General features: G+C 41.4%; 15 protein-coding genes, 2 pseudogenes and 2 riboswitches. Of the genes and pseudogenes, 4 read left to right on the top strand and 13 right to left on the bottom strand.

The window, feature by feature from the left end:
* Positions 1–8: 8 nt before the first annotated feature.
* From ABHC48_RS00325 to ABHC48_RS00300, 6 genes and pseudogenes are all read right to left on the bottom strand, one after another.
* Positions 9–644, bottom strand: coding sequence for an ABC transporter ATP-binding protein (locus tag ABHC48_RS00325; RefSeq protein ID WP_199596372.1), 636 nt, complete (start codon positions 642–644; stop codon positions 9–11).
* Positions 645–784: 140 nt separating this feature from the next.
* Complete coding sequence (locus tag ABHC48_RS00320; RefSeq protein WP_118306378.1) at positions 785–3,433, bottom strand: ABC transporter permease; 2,649 nt, start codon at positions 3,431–3,433, stop codon at positions 785–787.
* A gap of 14 nt (positions 3,434–3,447) precedes the next feature.
* Positions 3,448–4,113 carry an ABC transporter ATP-binding protein gene (locus tag ABHC48_RS00315; RefSeq protein WP_040342337.1) on the bottom strand — a complete coding sequence of 222 codons (666 nt, stop codon included), beginning with the start codon at positions 4,111–4,113 and terminating at the stop codon, positions 3,448–3,450.
* Positions 4,114–4,256: 143 nt separating this feature from the next.
* Entirely contained in the window at positions 4,257–5,288 is a 1,032-nt protein-coding gene (locus ABHC48_RS00310) for a HAMP domain-containing sensor histidine kinase (protein ID WP_118306379.1), read from the bottom strand.
* Positions 5,285–5,968 carry a response regulator transcription factor gene (locus ABHC48_RS00305; protein ID WP_118306380.1) on the bottom strand — a complete coding sequence of 228 codons (684 nt, stop codon included), beginning with the start codon at positions 5,966–5,968 and terminating at the stop codon, positions 5,285–5,287. Before ABHC48_RS00305 ends, ABHC48_RS00310 begins: the two co-directional genes overlap by 4 nt.
* Before the next feature lie 403 nt (positions 5,969–6,371).
* Positions 6,372–6,635 (bottom strand): annotated as a pseudogene (locus tag ABHC48_RS00300) (hypothetical protein); the annotation flags it as partial.
* Between the two features lie 395 nt (positions 6,636–7,030).
* Here ABHC48_RS00300 and ABHC48_RS00295 point away from each other — a divergent pair.
* Genes ABHC48_RS00295 through ABHC48_RS00280 form a run of 4 tightly spaced genes read left to right on the top strand, consistent with a single transcriptional unit; the run spans position 7,031 to position 10,388 of the window.
* Positions 7,031–7,696, top strand: a complete 666-nt coding sequence (locus ABHC48_RS00295; RefSeq protein ID WP_077326101.1) for a response regulator transcription factor — start codon at positions 7,031–7,033, stop codon at positions 7,694–7,696.
* 55 nt (positions 7,697–7,751) lie between these two features.
* The gene (locus tag ABHC48_RS00290) at positions 7,752–8,669 is read left to right on the top strand and encodes an ABC transporter ATP-binding protein (protein WP_004611594.1); all 918 of its coding nucleotides are present in this window, start codon (positions 7,752–7,754) and stop codon (positions 8,667–8,669) included.
* Positions 8,662–9,483, top strand: a complete 822-nt coding sequence (locus ABHC48_RS00285) for an ABC transporter permease (protein ID WP_117552654.1) — start codon at positions 8,662–8,664, stop codon at positions 9,481–9,483. Before ABHC48_RS00290 ends, ABHC48_RS00285 begins: the two co-directional genes overlap by 8 nt.
* A gap of 26 nt (positions 9,484–9,509) precedes the next feature.
* On the top strand, positions 9,510–10,388 hold the full coding sequence (locus ABHC48_RS00280) for a HAMP domain-containing sensor histidine kinase (RefSeq protein ID WP_004611592.1): 879 nt from the start codon (positions 9,510–9,512) through the stop codon (positions 10,386–10,388).
* A 36-nt stretch (positions 10,389–10,424) separates the two neighbouring features.
* Here ABHC48_RS00280 and ABHC48_RS00275 read toward each other — a convergent pair whose 3' ends face one another.
* From ABHC48_RS00275 to ABHC48_RS00245, 7 genes and pseudogenes are all read right to left on the bottom strand, one after another.
* Positions 10,425–10,778 carry a hypothetical protein gene (locus ABHC48_RS00275; protein ID WP_005361149.1) on the bottom strand — a complete coding sequence of 118 codons (354 nt, stop codon included), beginning with the start codon at positions 10,776–10,778 and terminating at the stop codon, positions 10,425–10,427.
* Between the two features lie 4 nt (positions 10,779–10,782).
* A pseudogene (locus ABHC48_RS00270) lies at positions 10,783–12,369 on the bottom strand (SrtB-anchored collagen-binding adhesin); the annotation flags it as partial.
* A 618-nt stretch (positions 12,370–12,987) separates the two neighbouring features.
* Positions 12,988–13,473 carry an NUDIX domain-containing protein gene (locus ABHC48_RS00265; RefSeq protein WP_223385983.1) on the bottom strand — a complete coding sequence of 162 codons (486 nt, stop codon included), beginning with the start codon at positions 13,471–13,473 and terminating at the stop codon, positions 12,988–12,990.
* A 2-nt stretch (positions 13,474–13,475) separates the two neighbouring features.
* Positions 13,476–14,132, bottom strand: a complete 657-nt coding sequence (locus ABHC48_RS00260) for an HAD family phosphatase (protein ID WP_005361145.1) — start codon at positions 14,130–14,132, stop codon at positions 13,476–13,478.
* Entirely contained in the window at positions 14,122–14,763 is a 642-nt protein-coding gene (thiE, locus tag ABHC48_RS00255; protein ID WP_055200143.1) for a thiamine phosphate synthase, read from the bottom strand. The genes ABHC48_RS00260 and thiE overlap by 11 nt, the downstream gene beginning before the upstream one ends.
* 11 nt (positions 14,764–14,774) lie before the next feature.
* Positions 14,775–15,578, bottom strand: a complete 804-nt coding sequence (gene thiD / locus ABHC48_RS00250; protein WP_055200142.1) for a bifunctional hydroxymethylpyrimidine kinase/phosphomethylpyrimidine kinase — start codon at positions 15,576–15,578, stop codon at positions 14,775–14,777.
* Positions 15,575–16,249: a TenA family protein gene (locus tag ABHC48_RS00245; RefSeq protein ID WP_055200141.1), complete on the bottom strand. Its 675-nt coding sequence runs from the start codon at positions 16,247–16,249 to the stop codon at positions 15,575–15,577. The genes thiD and ABHC48_RS00245 overlap by 4 nt, the downstream gene beginning before the upstream one ends.
* Positions 16,250–16,315: 66 nt before the next feature.
* A riboswitch (TPP riboswitch) is annotated at positions 16,316–16,413 on the bottom strand.
* A 59-nt stretch (positions 16,414–16,472) separates the two neighbouring features.
* A riboswitch (TPP riboswitch) is annotated at positions 16,473–16,572 on the bottom strand.
* Between the last annotated feature and the right edge of the window lie 226 nt (positions 16,573–16,798).

The following is a 16,798-nucleotide window of genomic DNA, read 5'->3' as shown; positions in this document are numbered from 1 at the left end:
CCACCCCCTTACTGTACAATCTTGCCATCTTCAATCCGAATAATGCGGTCGGCAAGCTGGGCAATCTCATTATTATGGGTAATCATTACGAGGGTCTGGTGGAATTTCACGCTGGTAACTTTCAGCAGGCTTAACACATCGCTGCTGGTCATACTGTCCAGATTGCCCGTTGGCTCATCCGCCAGAACGATAGCAGGCTTCGATACCAGAGCGCGGGCGATGGCTACACGCTGCTGCTGACCGCCGGAGAGATTGCTGGGCATATTGTTCAGCTTATCCTCCAGCCCCAGCATCCGCACCACTTCTTTCATAAACTTCTTGTCTACCTTGTTTCCGTCCAGTTCCACAGGCAGAACAATGTTTTCAAAGACATTCAGCACTGGCACCAGATTGTAGTTCTGGAAGATGAAGCCGATTTTTCTCCTGCGGAAAATGGTAAGCTGCTCATCTTTCAATGTAGAGAGGTCGCGCCCATCCACAATAACCTTGCCGGAGGTAGGCACATCCAGTCCGCCGATCATGTTTAGCAGCGTGGATTTGCCGCTGCCGGAGGTTCCAACAATCGCTACAAATTCCCCCTGCTCAACAGAGAGGTTCACACACCCATTGTAACGAACAAACCTCACAGAAATGTCACGAGCCACAAAAAATTTCCACTAAATTCGGCCCCAAATGTCACAAGTTCGTGACATTTGAAAAACCGGGAGAAAAATCCCCCGGTTTTTCGTGTCCCACAGCCGCATACGACGGCGCAGGAAGTATTCACTTGATATGGCTGCGCCTGTTATTCATTTACCCGAAGCCGCTCTACGACACTCCGATTGTTAAGGAGTCGGAGTGCGACAACGGGAACGATAAACGCCAGTGCCAGAAAGAGAACCAGCATAATCAGTGCAGGTAGCAAGGTCATCTGGAATGTCATCATGATACTGGTTGGACCGTTTTCTACAAAAGCCCTTACCAATGTCATGCCAAGTGCCCCCGCAGCCAGTGTACCGACAATCCCAGCCAGTAGCACATAAGAGAAGCTTTCAGAAATCATCATCTTTCGGAGCTGCCGGTTCGTCATGCCGATGCTCTGCATGGTGGCAAACTCATGGCGGCGGGTAATGATGTTGGTCATAACCAGATTGATGAAGTTGATCAGGCCCACCAGGGCAAACACAGCGCCGATCACTCCGCCAATCAGCAAGACAACATTTTTTACACTGGAAACAGTCCCTTTCATCGTCAGAATGGAGGTATAGGAAACATCTGTATCCTGCATCAGATGGTTTTCCATCTCCTGCTGGTACTGTTCCTCTACATCAAAGAGGAAGCCGTACAAGGTTGGGGTTTCATAAATCTCCTTGAATTTATTTTCAGCCATAAAGATTTTTGGACCGTCTATTATTTGTGAGATATTTGCACCGCCGCCAGTCACAGTCACATCGCTATGAGTAGCTACGGCTTTAGCGATAATGGTAAACTCCTCGGTTGGAGTTCCATTTTCATAAAATTGAATGGTATCTCCAACTGATAATCCACGATAAGCGGCGGCATCCGCCCCACCAAAGTTACCATGATCGTTATATTCGCCCATTAAAATTACATTGTTGCCATTCCAAAGTTTGTCTTTTAAGACAGATAAATCAGTTTCACCTTCAATAATGTCCAGCCGATTGAAGAAGTTTTCCGAAAAGCCAAATACATTCCCGAGAGGGTGGTTATCCGCAGTTAGAGCGGCATAGTCCCTTTCTGTTCCTGTTTGGTAAACACCTAAATTGAGATGTTCCGGCATCATTCGCTGCTCCTTATATGTGTTATCAACCACATAGGGAGTTCCCCAGTCACAGGAGATATGGTCATCTTCAAAAGTGTTCCGGTACAGGTAGACTTTGTTTGTGACTCCAGGCTGTTCTTTGATTTCTTCTGTCGCCTTTTCTGGAACAGTGCTGTTATGCCCAAAGTCATTTCCAAACGCCGCTTGAATGCCTGGACTATATACTATAAAATCACTTCGGGTCTGGTTTTCGATATAGGCATCTTCGTCAAAACTGCCACTCACTATGAACACCGAATTCAGAAGGACAATGCTCAAAGTCAGAGAAATCACAATAAAGACCGTCCGGCGCTTATTGCGCTGAAGATTGGCCTTCGCCATACGGGGAATAACTGCTCCGGCATCTGTCTTTTTTCGTTTTATGGAAACGGTATCCTTCTCTACATAGCGGATAGCCTCGATAGGTGACACACGGGAAGCTTTCTTTACCGACTTTCTGGTGCTGATATAAACCGTAAGCCCTGAGAACAGAATCGCACCTGCGATAATCCCCAAATATGGGAGTGTGCCGACCTCAATATTTCCGCCGCTGTAATCAACAGCAAATATTCGCAGTGCAGCAGGCAGAATACTGCGTCCAAGCAATGTGCCAAAAAGCAGACCGAGTGGCGTACCCATTAAGAATAGATACAGCGCCTGCCGGTTGACCAAACGCTTGATCTGCTGGGAAGTAGTTCCCACGGTCCGCAGTAAGCCATACTGCCGAATATCATTGGTAACTGCAATCTCAAATACATTGTAAATCAGCAGATACCCACAGAACATGAACAGGATACCGAAAACACCGGCTACCAGCCACATCATAAGACCGCTGTCATTAGAGACGATGGGGTTAGGGGCAACGCGAACCGCGTTGGCTGCATTGACATCGTCTGGATTACCGCCGATATTGCGGACAAGCTCTGAAATGCGGTCCTTCACCATGTAGTTATCCCGCATTACTACATCGGATGTATAAATACCACAGCCAACACGTCCCTGAGCAATATCGCTCATCATTTCTGCGTTTTCTTCCAGAAAGGCTTTGGAAACAATGACCGATTCGGATTTTTCGTTTGGCGTGTCATAAATACCGGATACGACCATATCAAAATGATAAATCTGACCGCTTTGGCGAGCCTTTAATTCAATGGGAATTTCCGCCCCGATTTTTTCTTCGATGTTCAGATCCTTCAGTATATTGGCAGAAACCAAAACCTCATTTGCTTTTTGAGGGGCAGAGCCTGTACGCGGCGTCAGCATCCGAATCTCCAACTGGGCCTGATCGGCGTAATCGACCTCTGCAACACGCCGGTTGGTGTTGGTCATAATATCAATAGGTATCCAGCAGCCCACCTTTTCAAACATGGCATTTTGTTTTAACTGCTGAAACTGCTCCTCGGAAAGTCCCTGTACCAGAGCATCAGCAGATGACCCCATCAGTTTTGCCATGCTGTATTCCAGCGTCCCACTGGCTCCCATGCCAATGGTCAGGACTGCCGTAAAGAGAAAGGTTGTCAGGGCAATCGCAATGACCGCAATCACATTCCGCATTTTGTTACTGCGAAAACTGCGATTTGCCAGCTTTTTGATGACAGCCTTGTTGTTATTGCCAAATAGAATGTCATTCATAGTCGCGTCCCCCTTTACTGAACAATCTTACCATCCTCGATCCGAATGATACGGTCAGCAAGCTGGGCAATCTCACTGTTATGGGTAATCATCACAAGGGTCTGGTGGAATTTCTGGCTTGTGGTTTTCAGAAGCCCCAGCACATCGGCGCTGGTCTTGCTGTCCAGGTTGCCGGTGGGTTCATCAGCCAAAACAATAGCGGGCTTTGACACCAAGGCGCGGGCAATGGCTACGCGCTGCTGCTGGCCGCCGGAGAGGTTATTGGGCATATTGTTCAGCTTATCCTCAAGCCCCAGCATCTGCACTACTTCGTTCATAAACTTCTTGTCTACCTTGTTTCCGTCCAGCTCCACAGGCAGCACAATGTTTTCAAAGACATTCAGCACCGGCACCAGATTGTAGTTCTGGAAGATAAAGCCGATCTTTCTTCTGCGGAAAACGGTCAGTTCCTCGTCTTTGAGTTTGGACAACTCCTTGCCATCCACGACCACCTGGCCGGAGGTGGGCACATCCAATCCGCCAATCATGTTCAGCAGCGTGGATTTACCGCTGCCGGAGGTTCCCACGATGGCTACAAATTCGCCCTTTTCTATGGAGAGGGTTACGCCATCCAAGGCTCTGGTAATGTTCGGCTCTGCGCCATAATATTTTTTCAGTTCAGTCGTTTGCAAAATGCTCATAAAGAACACCATCCTTTCTTTTTGATAAACCTATTGTAACGACCAAACCTCACAGAAATGTCACGAGCCACAAAAAATTTCCGCTAAATTCGGCCCCAAATGTCACGAAGCTGTGACATTTCAGTTTTTGGGGCGCGCTTGCGCTACTTTCGGAGCAGGAAAACAGAAAAGGTCGAGCCTTTCCCAACCTCAGACGCCACCCGGATATAGCCGCCCTGCAAGGTCACAATCTCACGGGCCAGATACAGGCCAATCCCAATGCCGTCCACATCATGCACCGCATCTTCCCGGTAAAACCGTTTGAAAATCGTCCCCTGGTGCTGCTCCGAAATGCCGATGCCGGTGTCGGCAATGTCGATCTTCACATACATTTCCCAGCCTTCCACGGACACACGGATCTGTCCGCCTGCCGGGGTGTACTTCACTGCGTTGTCCAGAATGTTGAACAGGGCTTCGCTTGTCCATTTTCTATCGTGACACGCATCCAAATGCTCCGGGCATTCCACCTGCACATCTATTTGTTTCTTTTCGGCATTGAGCAAAATCCCGCCCAGGGCAGCGGCAAGGGTATCATAAACCGGCTGCTGTTTTTGCTCCAGCGAAATGACTCCGGTTTCCAAGCGGGAGGTTTTAATCATGGCTTGCATTAGGAAGTCCAGCTTATCAAGCTGGCTGGCCTGAGCTGTCAGAAATTCCTTTTGCTTCTGCGGAGGAACCTCGTTTTCAAGCAGCGTGTTGTTAATCATCTTCAAGTTGGCAATCGGGGTCTTGACCTGATGGGAAATGTCAGAGATCAGCTCCTGCAGGTCAGCCCGTTCCTTTGCGATGCTGTTTTTATTTTCCTGCATAACTTCGTACAGCCGCCCCAGCCGGTAGTTGATTTTATAGAACAGGCTTTCTTCCTCAACCGTCTGCTTGGGCTGCATATCCCCGGAGAGCATATCATCCATCTGACCACAAAAGGCATCGGAGAACCGGACCAGCTTCCGGCGGATCAGAGCCACAAAGAAGATAACGCAGAGCAGTACAAAAAGACTGAACAGGAACACACAGCGGACAGCAGTTATATTCTGGGTCAACAGATAAACAGCGGCAGAAACCGTACCAACGGCCAGCAGCAAAAGCGTCCCCAAAAGGATACAGGCTTTGTTGATGGAGAGTTTTCGCATATTCATTTCGATGCCCCTCCGATCCACATATAGCCCATGCCGTACACTGTCTTGATGTACTGGCGTCCATCCGTTTCAATTTTATTCCGCACCCGGCTGATGGCCGAGGTCAGGGCGTGTTCATCCACAAAGTTCCCATCGGCATCCCACAGCTTTTCAAGCAACACCTGTCTGGTCAAAACATTCTGCGGATTTTTGGTCAGTATTTTCAACAGCCGGTATTCCAACGGAGTGAACACCAACGGCTTGCCGGACAGGGAAGCAGTCATTTCCGAGAAATTGATGGATAGTGCGCCATCCTCATAGCAATCGCCGCCAGATTGTTTTGCCAGCCGCCCCAGCACCACGGACAGCTTTTTTTGAAAGACGCTCATGGGGAAAGGTTTGGTCACATAGTCCTCCGCACCCAGCTCATATCCTTTGAGCATATCACTTTCCATATCATTTGCGGTCAGGAAGATCACCGCTGTATCCGGCCGGCGCTCCTTTACCTCACGGCAGAAATCAAAGCCGTTCCCATCCGGCAGGTTTACATCCAGCACAATCAGGTCATAGTCCTGCTTGGTCAAAAAGTTGCTGGCTGCTGATTTTGTCAATGCAGAGTCCACGACATAGCCAGCAGCATCCAGGTTATAGCACAAGGTATTATTCAAAAGTCGGTCATCCTCGACTACTAAAATTCGCATTGTATCACACTCCTTCATTCTTAGTGTATCATCCAAATGTCACAGAAACCTCACGAGAAGATTATTTTTTGTTTTCTTTTTGCGCTTCTTCATGCACTTTAGAAGAATAACAAATTTATTATAAAAAATTATCGAAGTATTATCAATGCAGCAACTGTAAACAGACTCTCTGCCAAAGACTCTTAAAACTACTGGCAAGCAATGCAATCTTACGTAAGATTGCGTATTTAGCAGAAATCCCGTTTCCGGAATTCCTGCTAATGCTTGTTGGTGACATATCCCCAAACCCCTGAGATCATTGCCGGTGGCAATGGCTGCGCGTTCCGTTGGAACGCTGAAAACCAAAAGCAGACAAATCTTATTGACGAGATTTTTCTGTGCTGCGCTGCGGTTGTGCTGATTGTAGTTTACGCAAGGCTTCTGCCAATTCATCATCATAAACACGAATATCGTAACCGCATACATTGAAAATCGTATAGTCCGTTTCATAATCGTCCCAGACAGCCAGATTTTCTACAACGATTTCTGGGAGTTCGCAAAAGAGCGTTTCTTTCTCTTGTCGTCGTTTTAATTTCTGCTGGTAGTCCTTAACAACATGACGGACAACTTTCTTCAAACAACTTTCAAAACGGCATTGAACTGTTTTCTGGAAGTCAGACGGTTTCATCAATCTCACCCCCTTTCCGCTATGACGTGAAAAGTGGTTCTCCCTCTTTCCGCACCATATAGGGAACGGCAGGTGTGATTTGTTAAGTTGAGAACTCAAAAAATCCAAAATTTTTCCAGAATGAAAAAAGCCCGCACAAAACAGACTGTTTGCACGAGCGAATGAATTTATATATCTAATTAACGATTTTATTGATTGCTTTTTCCATTTATAGCCGATAGATTTCTTTAAAACATTCCATGAAACATACTCCTTGATTTACACATCAAAATTATTTTCCAAAATCATAAAGTATATTTCTAAATAATTTCTAAATGTACCATAGACTTCTTTGTTTGATGTGGATAGCATAAAAACCTTATGATACAATATCTAATTAAAGGAGATGAAATCACATGAATAAAATTGCTATTATTGAAGATGATATAGACATTTGCAATATGATTGCAAAATTCTTAGAAAATAATAAATATATCGTTCATTATGCCTTGAATGGTGCAGAGGGAATAGAATTATGTAAATCGCTTGTTCCAGATTTAATAATACTTGATATTATGTTACCGAAGTTAAATGGAAATGATGTATTACAGAGATTGCGTAAATTTACAAACGCTCCTGTCATTGTTGTTTCCGCCAAAACAATGGTACAGACAAAAATAGATTTATTAAAATTAGGTGCTGATGATTATATGACTAAGCCGTTTGACCTGCATGAGCTTCTTGCTCGTATTGAAGCAAATTTGAAAAGGACTTCAAATACGTCCTGTCAAAATGATACTTTGACATATAGAGATATTGAAATCAATAACTCTCTAGTTTATATCAAAGAGGTATTAGTATCTTTTACATCAACCGAGTTAAAGATTTTAAGACTATTATTGCAATATCCGCAAAAAATTTTTTCAAAGCAAAATTTATATGAATCCATTTGGAATAAAACTTATGCTTATGATGATGATACGATAAATACCCATATCAGTCATATTCGTAAAAAAATTAAGGCGATTACAAATGAAGATTATATACAAACCATTTGGGGAATCGGTTATAAAATTAAATAACTTTAGATTTTCTTTAGACTTATTAGATATAGTGGCATAGAAAGGAGTGTTTAGAATGACAAAATTTATATGCGAAACAAAAAATCTAAGCAAAAAATATAAAGATTTCTATGCTTTAAAGAATGTGAACTTAACTATTCCAAAAGGAGAAATCTACGGTCTTGTAGGCGAAAATGGGGCAGGAAAAACGACTTTAATCAGGTTATTAACAGGTCTTAATTTTAAGAGCGAGGGAGAAATTATCCTATTTGGACATAAGGATAATCTGCAACATGAAAGGTCAAAAATCGGTTGCACGATTGAAATGCCTGCGTTATATAAGGATATGACAGCTTCTCAAAATTTGGAAGTACAAAGAATACAACGAGGTATTCCAAATAAAAAATGTATTACCGATACTCTAGAGTTGATAGGCTTATCCAATGCTGGTAAAAAAAGAGTAGCAAACTTTTCTTTAGGAATGAAACAAAGGCTTGCTTTAGGCGTTGCATTATTAGGCGAGCCAGAATTTTTGATTTTGGACGAACCCGTCAACGGACTTGACCCAACAGGAATTATTGAATTAAGAGAACTTCTTAAAAAATTAGTAAAAGAACGAGAGGTAACGATTTTAATATCCAGCCATATATTAAGTGAATTACATCAGCTTGCTACCTGTTACGGATTTCTTCATAAAGGAGAACTTTTGAAACAAATTTCTACCGAAGAATTAAACGAAGAATGTAAACGCCATATTTGTTTAAGGACAGATAATATCCAAAAAACCACTCTTTTATTAGAGCAAAAGGGAAATATTAACAATTACTCCGTTTACCCCGATAATTCTATTCGGATATACGAGTGCTTAGATAATGTAAGAATGATTTCTAAATTACTATCCAGTAATGGAGTTATTATTGATGAAATTTCTGTGCAAGGAGAAAATTTGGAAACATACTTTGAAAATCTAATAGGGGGACGAAAAAATGTTTAATCAAATAAGAGCAGAATTTTATAAGTTATTTCATACAAAGGCATTGTACTTAACCTTTGCTTTGATTTTAGCAGTCTTTGGAATTTTCTCCATAGGCGGTCAGCAACAATTTGTGGCATCAAGTTCAAGTTTAGACAAAACATGGAAAATAGGAGAAACTGTTGGATTTCTTGCTCGTGCTTATAGCGATACAGCACACCCATTGATTGAAGAAATAATAAGGACAGCCACATCTTATACTGTATTTTTCTGGCTGATTGTTCTTATATTTTCTGTCATTTTCTTTTCAAGAGAATATACGGATTCAACAATTAAAATTGCAATCGCAAGCGGACAAAGCCGAATTAAGTTTTTTGTTGCGAAATATATTGTGATTTCGATTACCAGTATATTTCTATACTTTTCATTTATTATGATTGCATTTATAATAGAATGTGCGAAATTTAATATTCCAATACAACTGTTTCCAATGCTGAAAATTGCAGGACTAAATTGTATGATTATGGGAGCATTTATCGGAATTACACTTATGTTATGTGTAATATTCAAACATACGGCAATCGTTGTAGGTGCTATGTCATTGTTTACATTTAGCGGACCGCTTATCTATATGATGACATGGGATAATATGTCAACTCAATCATGGAGAGTTCTAACCTATTTAAAAATAAATCCTATGTATTACTGGATGAATACCTGTTCTTATAATATGATAAATAATTTAGAAATCAATATTTTGATTTATTTCGTGGGAACTGTAATTATTACATTTCTTGTTTCAGCATTGATACTAAGAAAGCAAGAAATACGCTAATCATAACAGAAAGGGGAAATGCGAATATGTTATATTTCTTATTGATTTGCTTTATTTTCATATTAGCATTTTCCTTATTCTCTATTATCAGAACAATTCGCAACATAAATAAGCAAATAAAGCAACAACGGAAAATACGAGTATCTTTATCAAATAGGGACATTGAAGAATTAGCTTATGCAATCAATCAAAAAGATAATCTACATAAAAAATTACAGGTTCAAATTAAGCAGGAAGAAGAACAGTTAAAACAGTCTATATCTAATATAAGCCACGATTTAAGAACACCTTTGACATCTATACAAGGCTATTTAACACTTCTGCAAGAATGTGAAGATAAACAGGAACAAGGACAATGCATTAAAATCATTAAGGCAAAAACAGATTATCTCACGGATTTAGTACAAGAGTTTTATGATTTATCTGTGATAGAAAATGAGCAAGTTGATGTTGAATGTGAGCGTGTTGACATAAATAGAATTGTTACAGATTGCTTAATTGAAAAGTATTATGAATTTGGAGAAATCCAACCAACCATTCAAACAGAAAATACTCCTGTATGGATATACGGAAATAACCTTATCTGTAAACGAATTATTGAAAATTTAATTGTAAATGCACTTCGTTATTCAGATAATTACATTGAAGTTTCTATCAATCAAAAAGGAGTGTTCACAATTAAAAATTCAACAAAATCCCTTGATGATATTGATGTAAACTTATTATTTAACAAGTTTTATACTGTTGATAAATCACGCACCAAAGGAAGTTCTGGTCTGGGCTTGTATATTGTAAAGGAATTGCTGAAAAAGATTGACGGTAAAATTGAAAATGTAAGTTACGAAAAAAATATTTTGTCTATTAGCATTTGTTTTCCCTTGTATAATGATAAAAAGTTACTGTGATCAGAACATCTGAATACAGTAACTTTTTTAGTAGCTTTAACTCTCTTTTATAAGTTTTTCAAAATATTCTCTTTTCTTCTCTGGAAGTTGATTTAAAAATTCTTCCAGCCATTTTTCTTCTTCTTCTAAAATTCCCTCGTCCTCATAATACTCTGGATATTCCAAATATATTTCATGTTCTCTTTCTTCTCGTTCTTCGTCAGCTTGTGCTAAGTCCATATATTTTCCAATAAGGAATTGAAGATATTGACTATACCCAAGAGAACTAACTAAATAAGTAATTCGTTCATAGTCTTTCAATGTCATTTCTTTTTTTCCAGTTAAAAGGTCATGGTCGTAAGAAGAACAAACTTCTAAAAATTCCTGTTCCTGCGTTTCTGCTTTTTTCATTGTTCATACGGAATTTTCCATAAGGTAAGAGGTCAGCAGAAGTAGAAGCGATACCCTCAATATCGGTACGAATTATCTTTACCACTTCATTTTTCTTGTATAACTTGCCCTCAACCAATACCGCATTATCATTTAAGGAAATGATGTCAAAGGCAGTATCTTTCAAAGTAGCACTTCCTTGTGGCTTTGTATCGCCCGTTTCTAAATCTCGTTTCTGAATTTTGACACCGCCACGGATAACCTTGTCTGATACGGAAAACTGGTTACTTCCAGTAAGTACGGCAAGGTCGCCGTCCTCTGTAATTTGTGTAAGGTATAAGCCCTTAATCTGTTCGGACTTATCGCCAGCCTGCATATATGCACCGTCCAGCAAGTAACCGTTTGGAGCTTTTGTTTCTTCTACGGTTAGTGTTCCAAGTGGAAGAACTGCCTTGCCATCCTGCATATAGAAACTGTCGCCAGATACTTTGTATGTGTCCGCTAATTTTGTAACATAATGGATTGTACCGTCGCTGTCTGTTTCGGCGATTGTCTTTGTAACCCATGTTCTTGTAGCTTCGGCAGGGAGATTGTCTTTATTGTAGAAGCCAGTATAATACTTCCATGTAAATTCCGCACCTGCTAAAGAAGCGTTCCCCTGCGGATTGTCTTTCTGTGTTTCCATATCAATCTTGAAGAGTTCAATCAAAGTGTCTGTTACCTTTGGTGTATCTGATACGTTCAAGGTCGCTGTCTTTCCAGCTTCAACCTTTAAGGAATATATATTTGTATCAACCTTATATCCTGCTGGTGCGGATAATTCCTTGATATAGACTGTGTCAGCCTTTACCTCTACGACATCTGTATTTCCGTTTTCATCAGTCGTAAGGGTGGCAAGCTGTTTCGTGCAGTCCTTATCAGCAAAGACACCGTATGTCGCACCAGCGATAGAGTAATTCCCGTTACCGTCTGTAATGCTGGTATTACTGGAAGTCTTTTGAAGTTTCGCATTTCCAACATTGAGTTTCGCCCAGAATTGTCCCAATTCCTGCCCTTCGCCAGAGTAGATATAACCGCCACATTCATAGCGTCCTTTATTCTCTTTGACAAAGGCTCTTGCACCAGAGAAAACTTCGTCCTGCGTAGCTTTTGGAATTTCATCATAAGAAGCTCGCACGTTGTCGCACTGCCAGCCAAGATGTACGCTCAATCTCTGCCAGACCACACATTGTTCCAACAGATAGACTTGCTTGTAGTTCAATTCCTTGTGAGTTTCGCCATACTGTTTGACATACTCTAAGGATAACGCCACATCTGAAATCTGGTCGGCACTCATACGTGAGCTTGCGTCAGCTCTGGTCTTGTAACCATTCTTAAAATCTGTATTGATGTCGATACAATAGGCAGTTTCGCCCTCGACTTTCATATAGCCCTCATTGAATGTCGAACCGATAGAACCGTCATTCATTACTTTTTCAATGATACCGACACGCTCTGCACTTTCCGTCCAGTATTGCTTACTTTCTGCATGGACGGGTGTAGTCGGTAAAGCAGTAACGACAGTTGCAAGAGCTAAGAAGCCCGTACACAATCGTTTTAACATCTTTTTCATAAAATCTAATGCTCCTTTCATTTTGGGTATAAAAATAGACGCTCATTTCTGAACGTCTACATTATTGAAAGGCTTGTCCTCTCACACATATTCTATTTTAATAGGTACAACAGTTGCCTTTCTCCTTGTATTTTCGTTGTTTTCATCACTTGCGTTATCTACAACCTCCATGTGGTGGGGAAGAAATCTCTAATAGATATTCCACATTGGCCCGAACATTATGAAGTTCTTTCATATCATTTTTGGCCTGCTTATAGGCAGAATAGGCTTTCCGTTTTTGTTCCAGAAGATCGGTGTATTCCTCTCGGAGAGATTTGACAGAGGGGAGCTTTTTGATTCCCAGTTCGTCAAAATGATTCTTCGCTGTCTGGTGCAGTAAGATTTCCGCCTCATGTGCAACACGGAATTAAAAGGCTGAGCGCCAGCGGAAAAGATACCTCCTGTCTACGCATTTAGGGCGTTAAAAGTCCACGGAAATCAAGTGTTTTTCCGCATGGCCGGCAGGCAGGTGGATAAAGTTATCCTGTTCCCCGCAAAACGGGGTTCTAAATGCGGGAAAAAGGACAAAAAAGAAGCGCCAGATGCAGAGGCTTTGATACCTCTGCGCCCGGCGCTTTTTCAGCCTATTAGCTGATCTACATAGGTAATTAGAGGGTGCAGATGTTTCAGGCGAAACATCTCAAATAACTTATCTGGATTTACCCATTGAACATCCACAACTTCTGTTTCCTGTAAACGCATTTCTTCAATCTTTATATCCTTATGAAATAGCCAAACATCGTAAAAATCCTGCACATTTTCCCGTCTGCTCTGATAAATCAATTTTTCACTTCCGGGAGTAAGCAGTATTCCTAATTCTTCTTTTACCTCTCGGATTGCTCCTTGTAAACTGGTTTCCCCGGAAAGTACAGAACCACCCGTACATTCCCAATAAAGAGGGTATTGCTTTTTCGGATGCCGCTGTGATAAAAGATACTGCCCCTGCTGGTTGACGATCCATACACTCACAGATAAATGATACAGCCCTTTGGGTATGATTTCTCCACGGCACACTGTTATTCCAGACTTTTCCCGTTTTGCATTATATAAATCCCATTTTTCCATTTTCATACCTCTTTGTGTGGGATCGGTGCTTGCCGAAAATCAAGTAAGTAAATATCCGCAATCCTTTCTATTTCTGTACGCTGATCTGCGGAATACTTATCATAAATCCCGCCTGCTAACATACGGGCTGCCTTTGCGCTTTTAATTGCTGGAAGCACATCATCAAACACAATACAGTGTTCAGGTGCAACCCCTAATTTTCTTGCGGCCAATTCAAAGACATCCGAATATTCTTTTCCCCGCTGAACCTCATCTGTTGAACATAGAGCGTCAAATAATTCTAAAATAGAATTGTTCTTTAAGCATGGAATATAGAGCTTTTCCGGCAACCCCGTAGCAACTGCAAGTTTTATTCCATGTTCTTTTAAGCGCAGAAGATAATCAAGGGCATGGGGCAGCAGACCGACATGGTTACTGTATTCCTCGACCGCCATATTATTCCATTCCTCAATAATTCCCTCTACCGTTTCCTGCAATCCAAAAAGATCAATGGTATATTGTGCGGCTTCCTCAAAACTCCTTGCACATATTTCAGTTACATAATTTTCCGGGACAGGAAGATTTCTCTTTTTCAAAAACTGAATATCTATATGCTCCCATACATCCATTGAATCCAGAATTGTTCCATCTAAATCAAAGATTGCCGCATTAAAATCCATGTTTCTTTTCCTTTCCGCAAAATAAATCTTTCAGTTCCGCAGCAGCAGCTTTTATATCGGACTGCGCTATGATGGCAGATACAACAGCCAGCCCGTCAATTCCCATGGGCTTGAAACGCCCTGTATTTCCTTTATTGATACCGCCAATAACAACGATCGGCAAAGAAACGGCTGTGCGGATTTTCTGTAATTCCTCCATTGATACAGAATCAGCGTCGGTTTTAGTTCCAGTAGGGAACATTGCGCCAACTCCCAAATAATCTGCACCATCCTGTTGTGCCTGTATTGCTTCTGCAATGGAAGATGCAGATACTCCCAACAGCATATTTTCCCCAATTACTTTGCGGACGGCAGCCGCAGGTAAATCATGCTGTCCAATATGTACCCCCGTAGCCTGCACAGCCATTGCAATATCTATCCGGTCGTTTATGATAAGGGGAATATGGTATTTATCCGTAACCTGTTTCACGGCAACAGCCTGATTGTAAAATTCTAATGAGGACAATTCTTTTTCTCGGAGTTGTATCATTGTGCAGCCTCCTAAAATTGCCTGTTCTACCGCTTCTGTCAGGCTATCGCAGCTCATTAGTTGACGATCAGTAACAAGATAAAGTGTATAATCAAAGTTCATTTTGCACCTGCCTATTCTTTAGATAAACCATGCTGATACAATTCGTAGAAATGGTGCGTTGGGCCACAGCCTTTTCCAATCGCAAGAGAGTGTTCGATTGCCATTGTGACATAAGCCTTTGCAGATTCGACTGCAAGCGGAACACTTTTTCCCTTTGCAAGCTGGGAAGCGATTGCAGAAGAAAAGGTACAGCCTGTCCCATGAGTATTTTTCGTATCAATGCGGGATGTTTCAAAATGGTAGAAATTTTCTCCATTAAATAGGACATCAACAGCATTTCCTATATGATGTCCACCCTTGACAACAATCGCCTTACAACCCATGGCATATATTTTTCTTGCGGCAGCCTCCATATCTGAAACTGTGGAAATCTGCATATCTGCTATTTTCTCTGCCTCTGGAATATTCGGAGTAAGTACATCGGCCAGTGGAATTACTGTGTCTATCAAGGTGGAAACCGCCGTAGGATTCATCAATGGGCAGCCATTTTTGGCATACATAACCGGGTCGATTACGACATTTTGGGGCTTATATTGTAATAGTTTCTTTGCCACCGCTTTCATACATTCTGGTGTAGAAAGCATACCGATTTTTACTGCGTCCACTTCAATATCTTCAAATACGGCGTCAATCTGTTTTTCAATCATATCCGGGGTAATATCTTGGATGTCGATAACACGGCTGGTGTTCTCTGCAACAACAGAAACAATAACACTCATTCCAAATACACCGTGAGCAGAAAAAGTTTTCAAATCAGCCTGAATACCTGCACCTCCGCTGCAATCTGATCCGGCAATGGACAATACTTTTTTCATTTTGCATTTTCCTCCATTCTCTCGTTCCGATAGGCCATCTTCCAAAAAGCAAGCTCTAACAAACTTGCTTTTTCAAAAATATCAGCCAGATACTTTTTATTTGCTACTGATAACCCGGCACATTTATGCTCTGCAAAAGCAGACCATTCTTTGCAGCTTTCTGCATATTGTTCATCCGCATAATCTTTGATAAAGTCCCAATATCTTGACTGTCTGCTTGTAGGAACAGCCGCCAATTTGCGGAATATATAGCTGTAACTTAGCATACAGGGAAGAACCGCCATTAAAATTTCTTCATTCTTTCCATGTGACGCAATCTCAAACATGAAATCAATGTAATTTTGATTTTCAGGCAGAGGAGCGATCAGTTCAATATCATTATCCGTCATGCAAAATTGCTTTAGATAATCCAGACGCACTTCTGATTCCGTATCATTTACAAAATTCAGCATGGAATAGTAAAGCTGAATTTCTCTTAATGTATCAGCATGAAAAATTGCCTTGCCGTATATACGGGCATAGTTTTTCAGATAGATACTATCCTGAATCATATATCTCTTGAACTTTTCAAGAGGTAGCTTTCCAGTTTGCACTTCCTGCACAAATGGGGTAGCTGCACATTCTTCCCAAATGGGGATGTTGCGGGTTAAAATGTCTTTCATAAATGCCATGTTTGTTCCTCCTAAAATAAAAAAATAGAGCCTCTAAAACAATTAGAAGCTCTTTCAGACGCAATACGAGCGTAAGAAATTGCTTCCCTACGCCGGTATTAGCCGACAGGTCCAGAGGTCAGGTCTTACCTTTTTCAACTTGTTCAGTTCCCTCGCAAACACATATCATATCTTATTCAATTAAAAAGGACATTCCCAAAACAGAGAATGTCCAAAAAATACGAATCTGTATTCTTTAGCTCCCTGCGTTGGTATTAGCCAACAGGTTCAAAGGGTCAGGTTTTAACCTTCTCAACTACAAGGTAGTCCCCCTGCTTGAGTATTATTATAGTTAAGAAGTCCCGGAAAGTCAAGGTCTATAGAATTCAAGTTAGCAAACCTTATTGACGGGATTTTTCTGTGCTGCGCTGCGGTTGTGGTGGGGAAGAAATCTCTAATAGGTATTCCACATTGGCCCGAACATTATGAAGTTCTTTCATATCATTTTTGGCCTGCTTATAGGCAGAATAGGCTTTCCGTTTTTGTTCCAGAAGATCGGTGTATTCCTCC

Source organism: Ruminococcus sp. 1001136sp1 (assembly GCF_039841815.1).
Lineage (GTDB): Bacteria > Bacillota > Clostridia > Lachnospirales > Lachnospiraceae > Blautia_A > Blautia_A faecis.
Note: the sequence above shows the minus strand (reverse complement) of the source record. Positions and strands in the feature narration are given on the sequence as shown.

What these genes read in the sequence shown, in the direction of transcription:
- ABHC48_RS00280 (WP_004611592.1), top strand. Translation starts at nt 9,510, where the DNA reads ATGTTATATTTCTTATTGATTTGCTTTATTTTCATATTAGCATTTTCC.
- ABHC48_RS00285 (WP_117552654.1), top strand. Translation starts at nt 8,662, where the DNA reads ATGTTTAATCAAATAAGAGCAGAATTTTATAAGTTATTTCATACAAAG.
- thiE (WP_055200143.1), bottom strand. Translation starts at nt 14,763, where the DNA reads ATGAACTTTGATTATACACTTTATCTTGTTACTGATCGTCAACTAATG.
- ABHC48_RS00305 (WP_118306380.1), bottom strand. Translation starts at nt 5,968, where the DNA reads ATGCGAATTTTAGTAGTCGAGGATGACCGACTTTTGAATAATACCTTG.
- ABHC48_RS00265 (WP_223385983.1), bottom strand. Translation starts at nt 13,473, where the DNA reads ATGGAAAAATGGGATTTATATAATGCAAAACGGGAAAAGTCTGGAATA.
- ABHC48_RS00275 (WP_005361149.1), bottom strand. Translation starts at nt 10,778, where the DNA reads ATGAAAAAAGCAGAAACGCAGGAACAGGAATTTTTAGAAGTTTGTTCT.
- ABHC48_RS00260 (WP_005361145.1), bottom strand. Translation starts at nt 14,132, where the DNA reads ATGGATTTTAATGCGGCAATCTTTGATTTAGATGGAACAATTCTGGAT.
- thiD (WP_055200142.1), bottom strand. Translation starts at nt 15,578, where the DNA reads ATGAAAAAAGTATTGTCCATTGCCGGATCAGATTGCAGCGGAGGTGCA.
- ABHC48_RS00320 (WP_118306378.1), bottom strand. Translation starts at nt 3,433, where the DNA reads ATGAATGACATTCTATTTGGCAATAACAACAAGGCTGTCATCAAAAAG.
- ABHC48_RS00295 (WP_077326101.1), top strand. Translation starts at nt 7,031, where the DNA reads ATGAATAAAATTGCTATTATTGAAGATGATATAGACATTTGCAATATG.
- ABHC48_RS00310 (WP_118306379.1), bottom strand. Translation starts at nt 5,288, where the DNA reads ATGAATATGCGAAAACTCTCCATCAACAAAGCCTGTATCCTTTTGGGG.
- ABHC48_RS00245 (WP_055200141.1), bottom strand. Translation starts at nt 16,249, where the DNA reads ATGGCATTTATGAAAGACATTTTAACCCGCAACATCCCCATTTGGGAA.
- ABHC48_RS00290 (WP_004611594.1), top strand. Translation starts at nt 7,752, where the DNA reads ATGACAAAATTTATATGCGAAACAAAAAATCTAAGCAAAAAATATAAA.
- ABHC48_RS00315 (WP_040342337.1), bottom strand. Translation starts at nt 4,113, where the DNA reads ATGAGCATTTTGCAAACGACTGAACTGAAAAAATATTATGGCGCAGAG.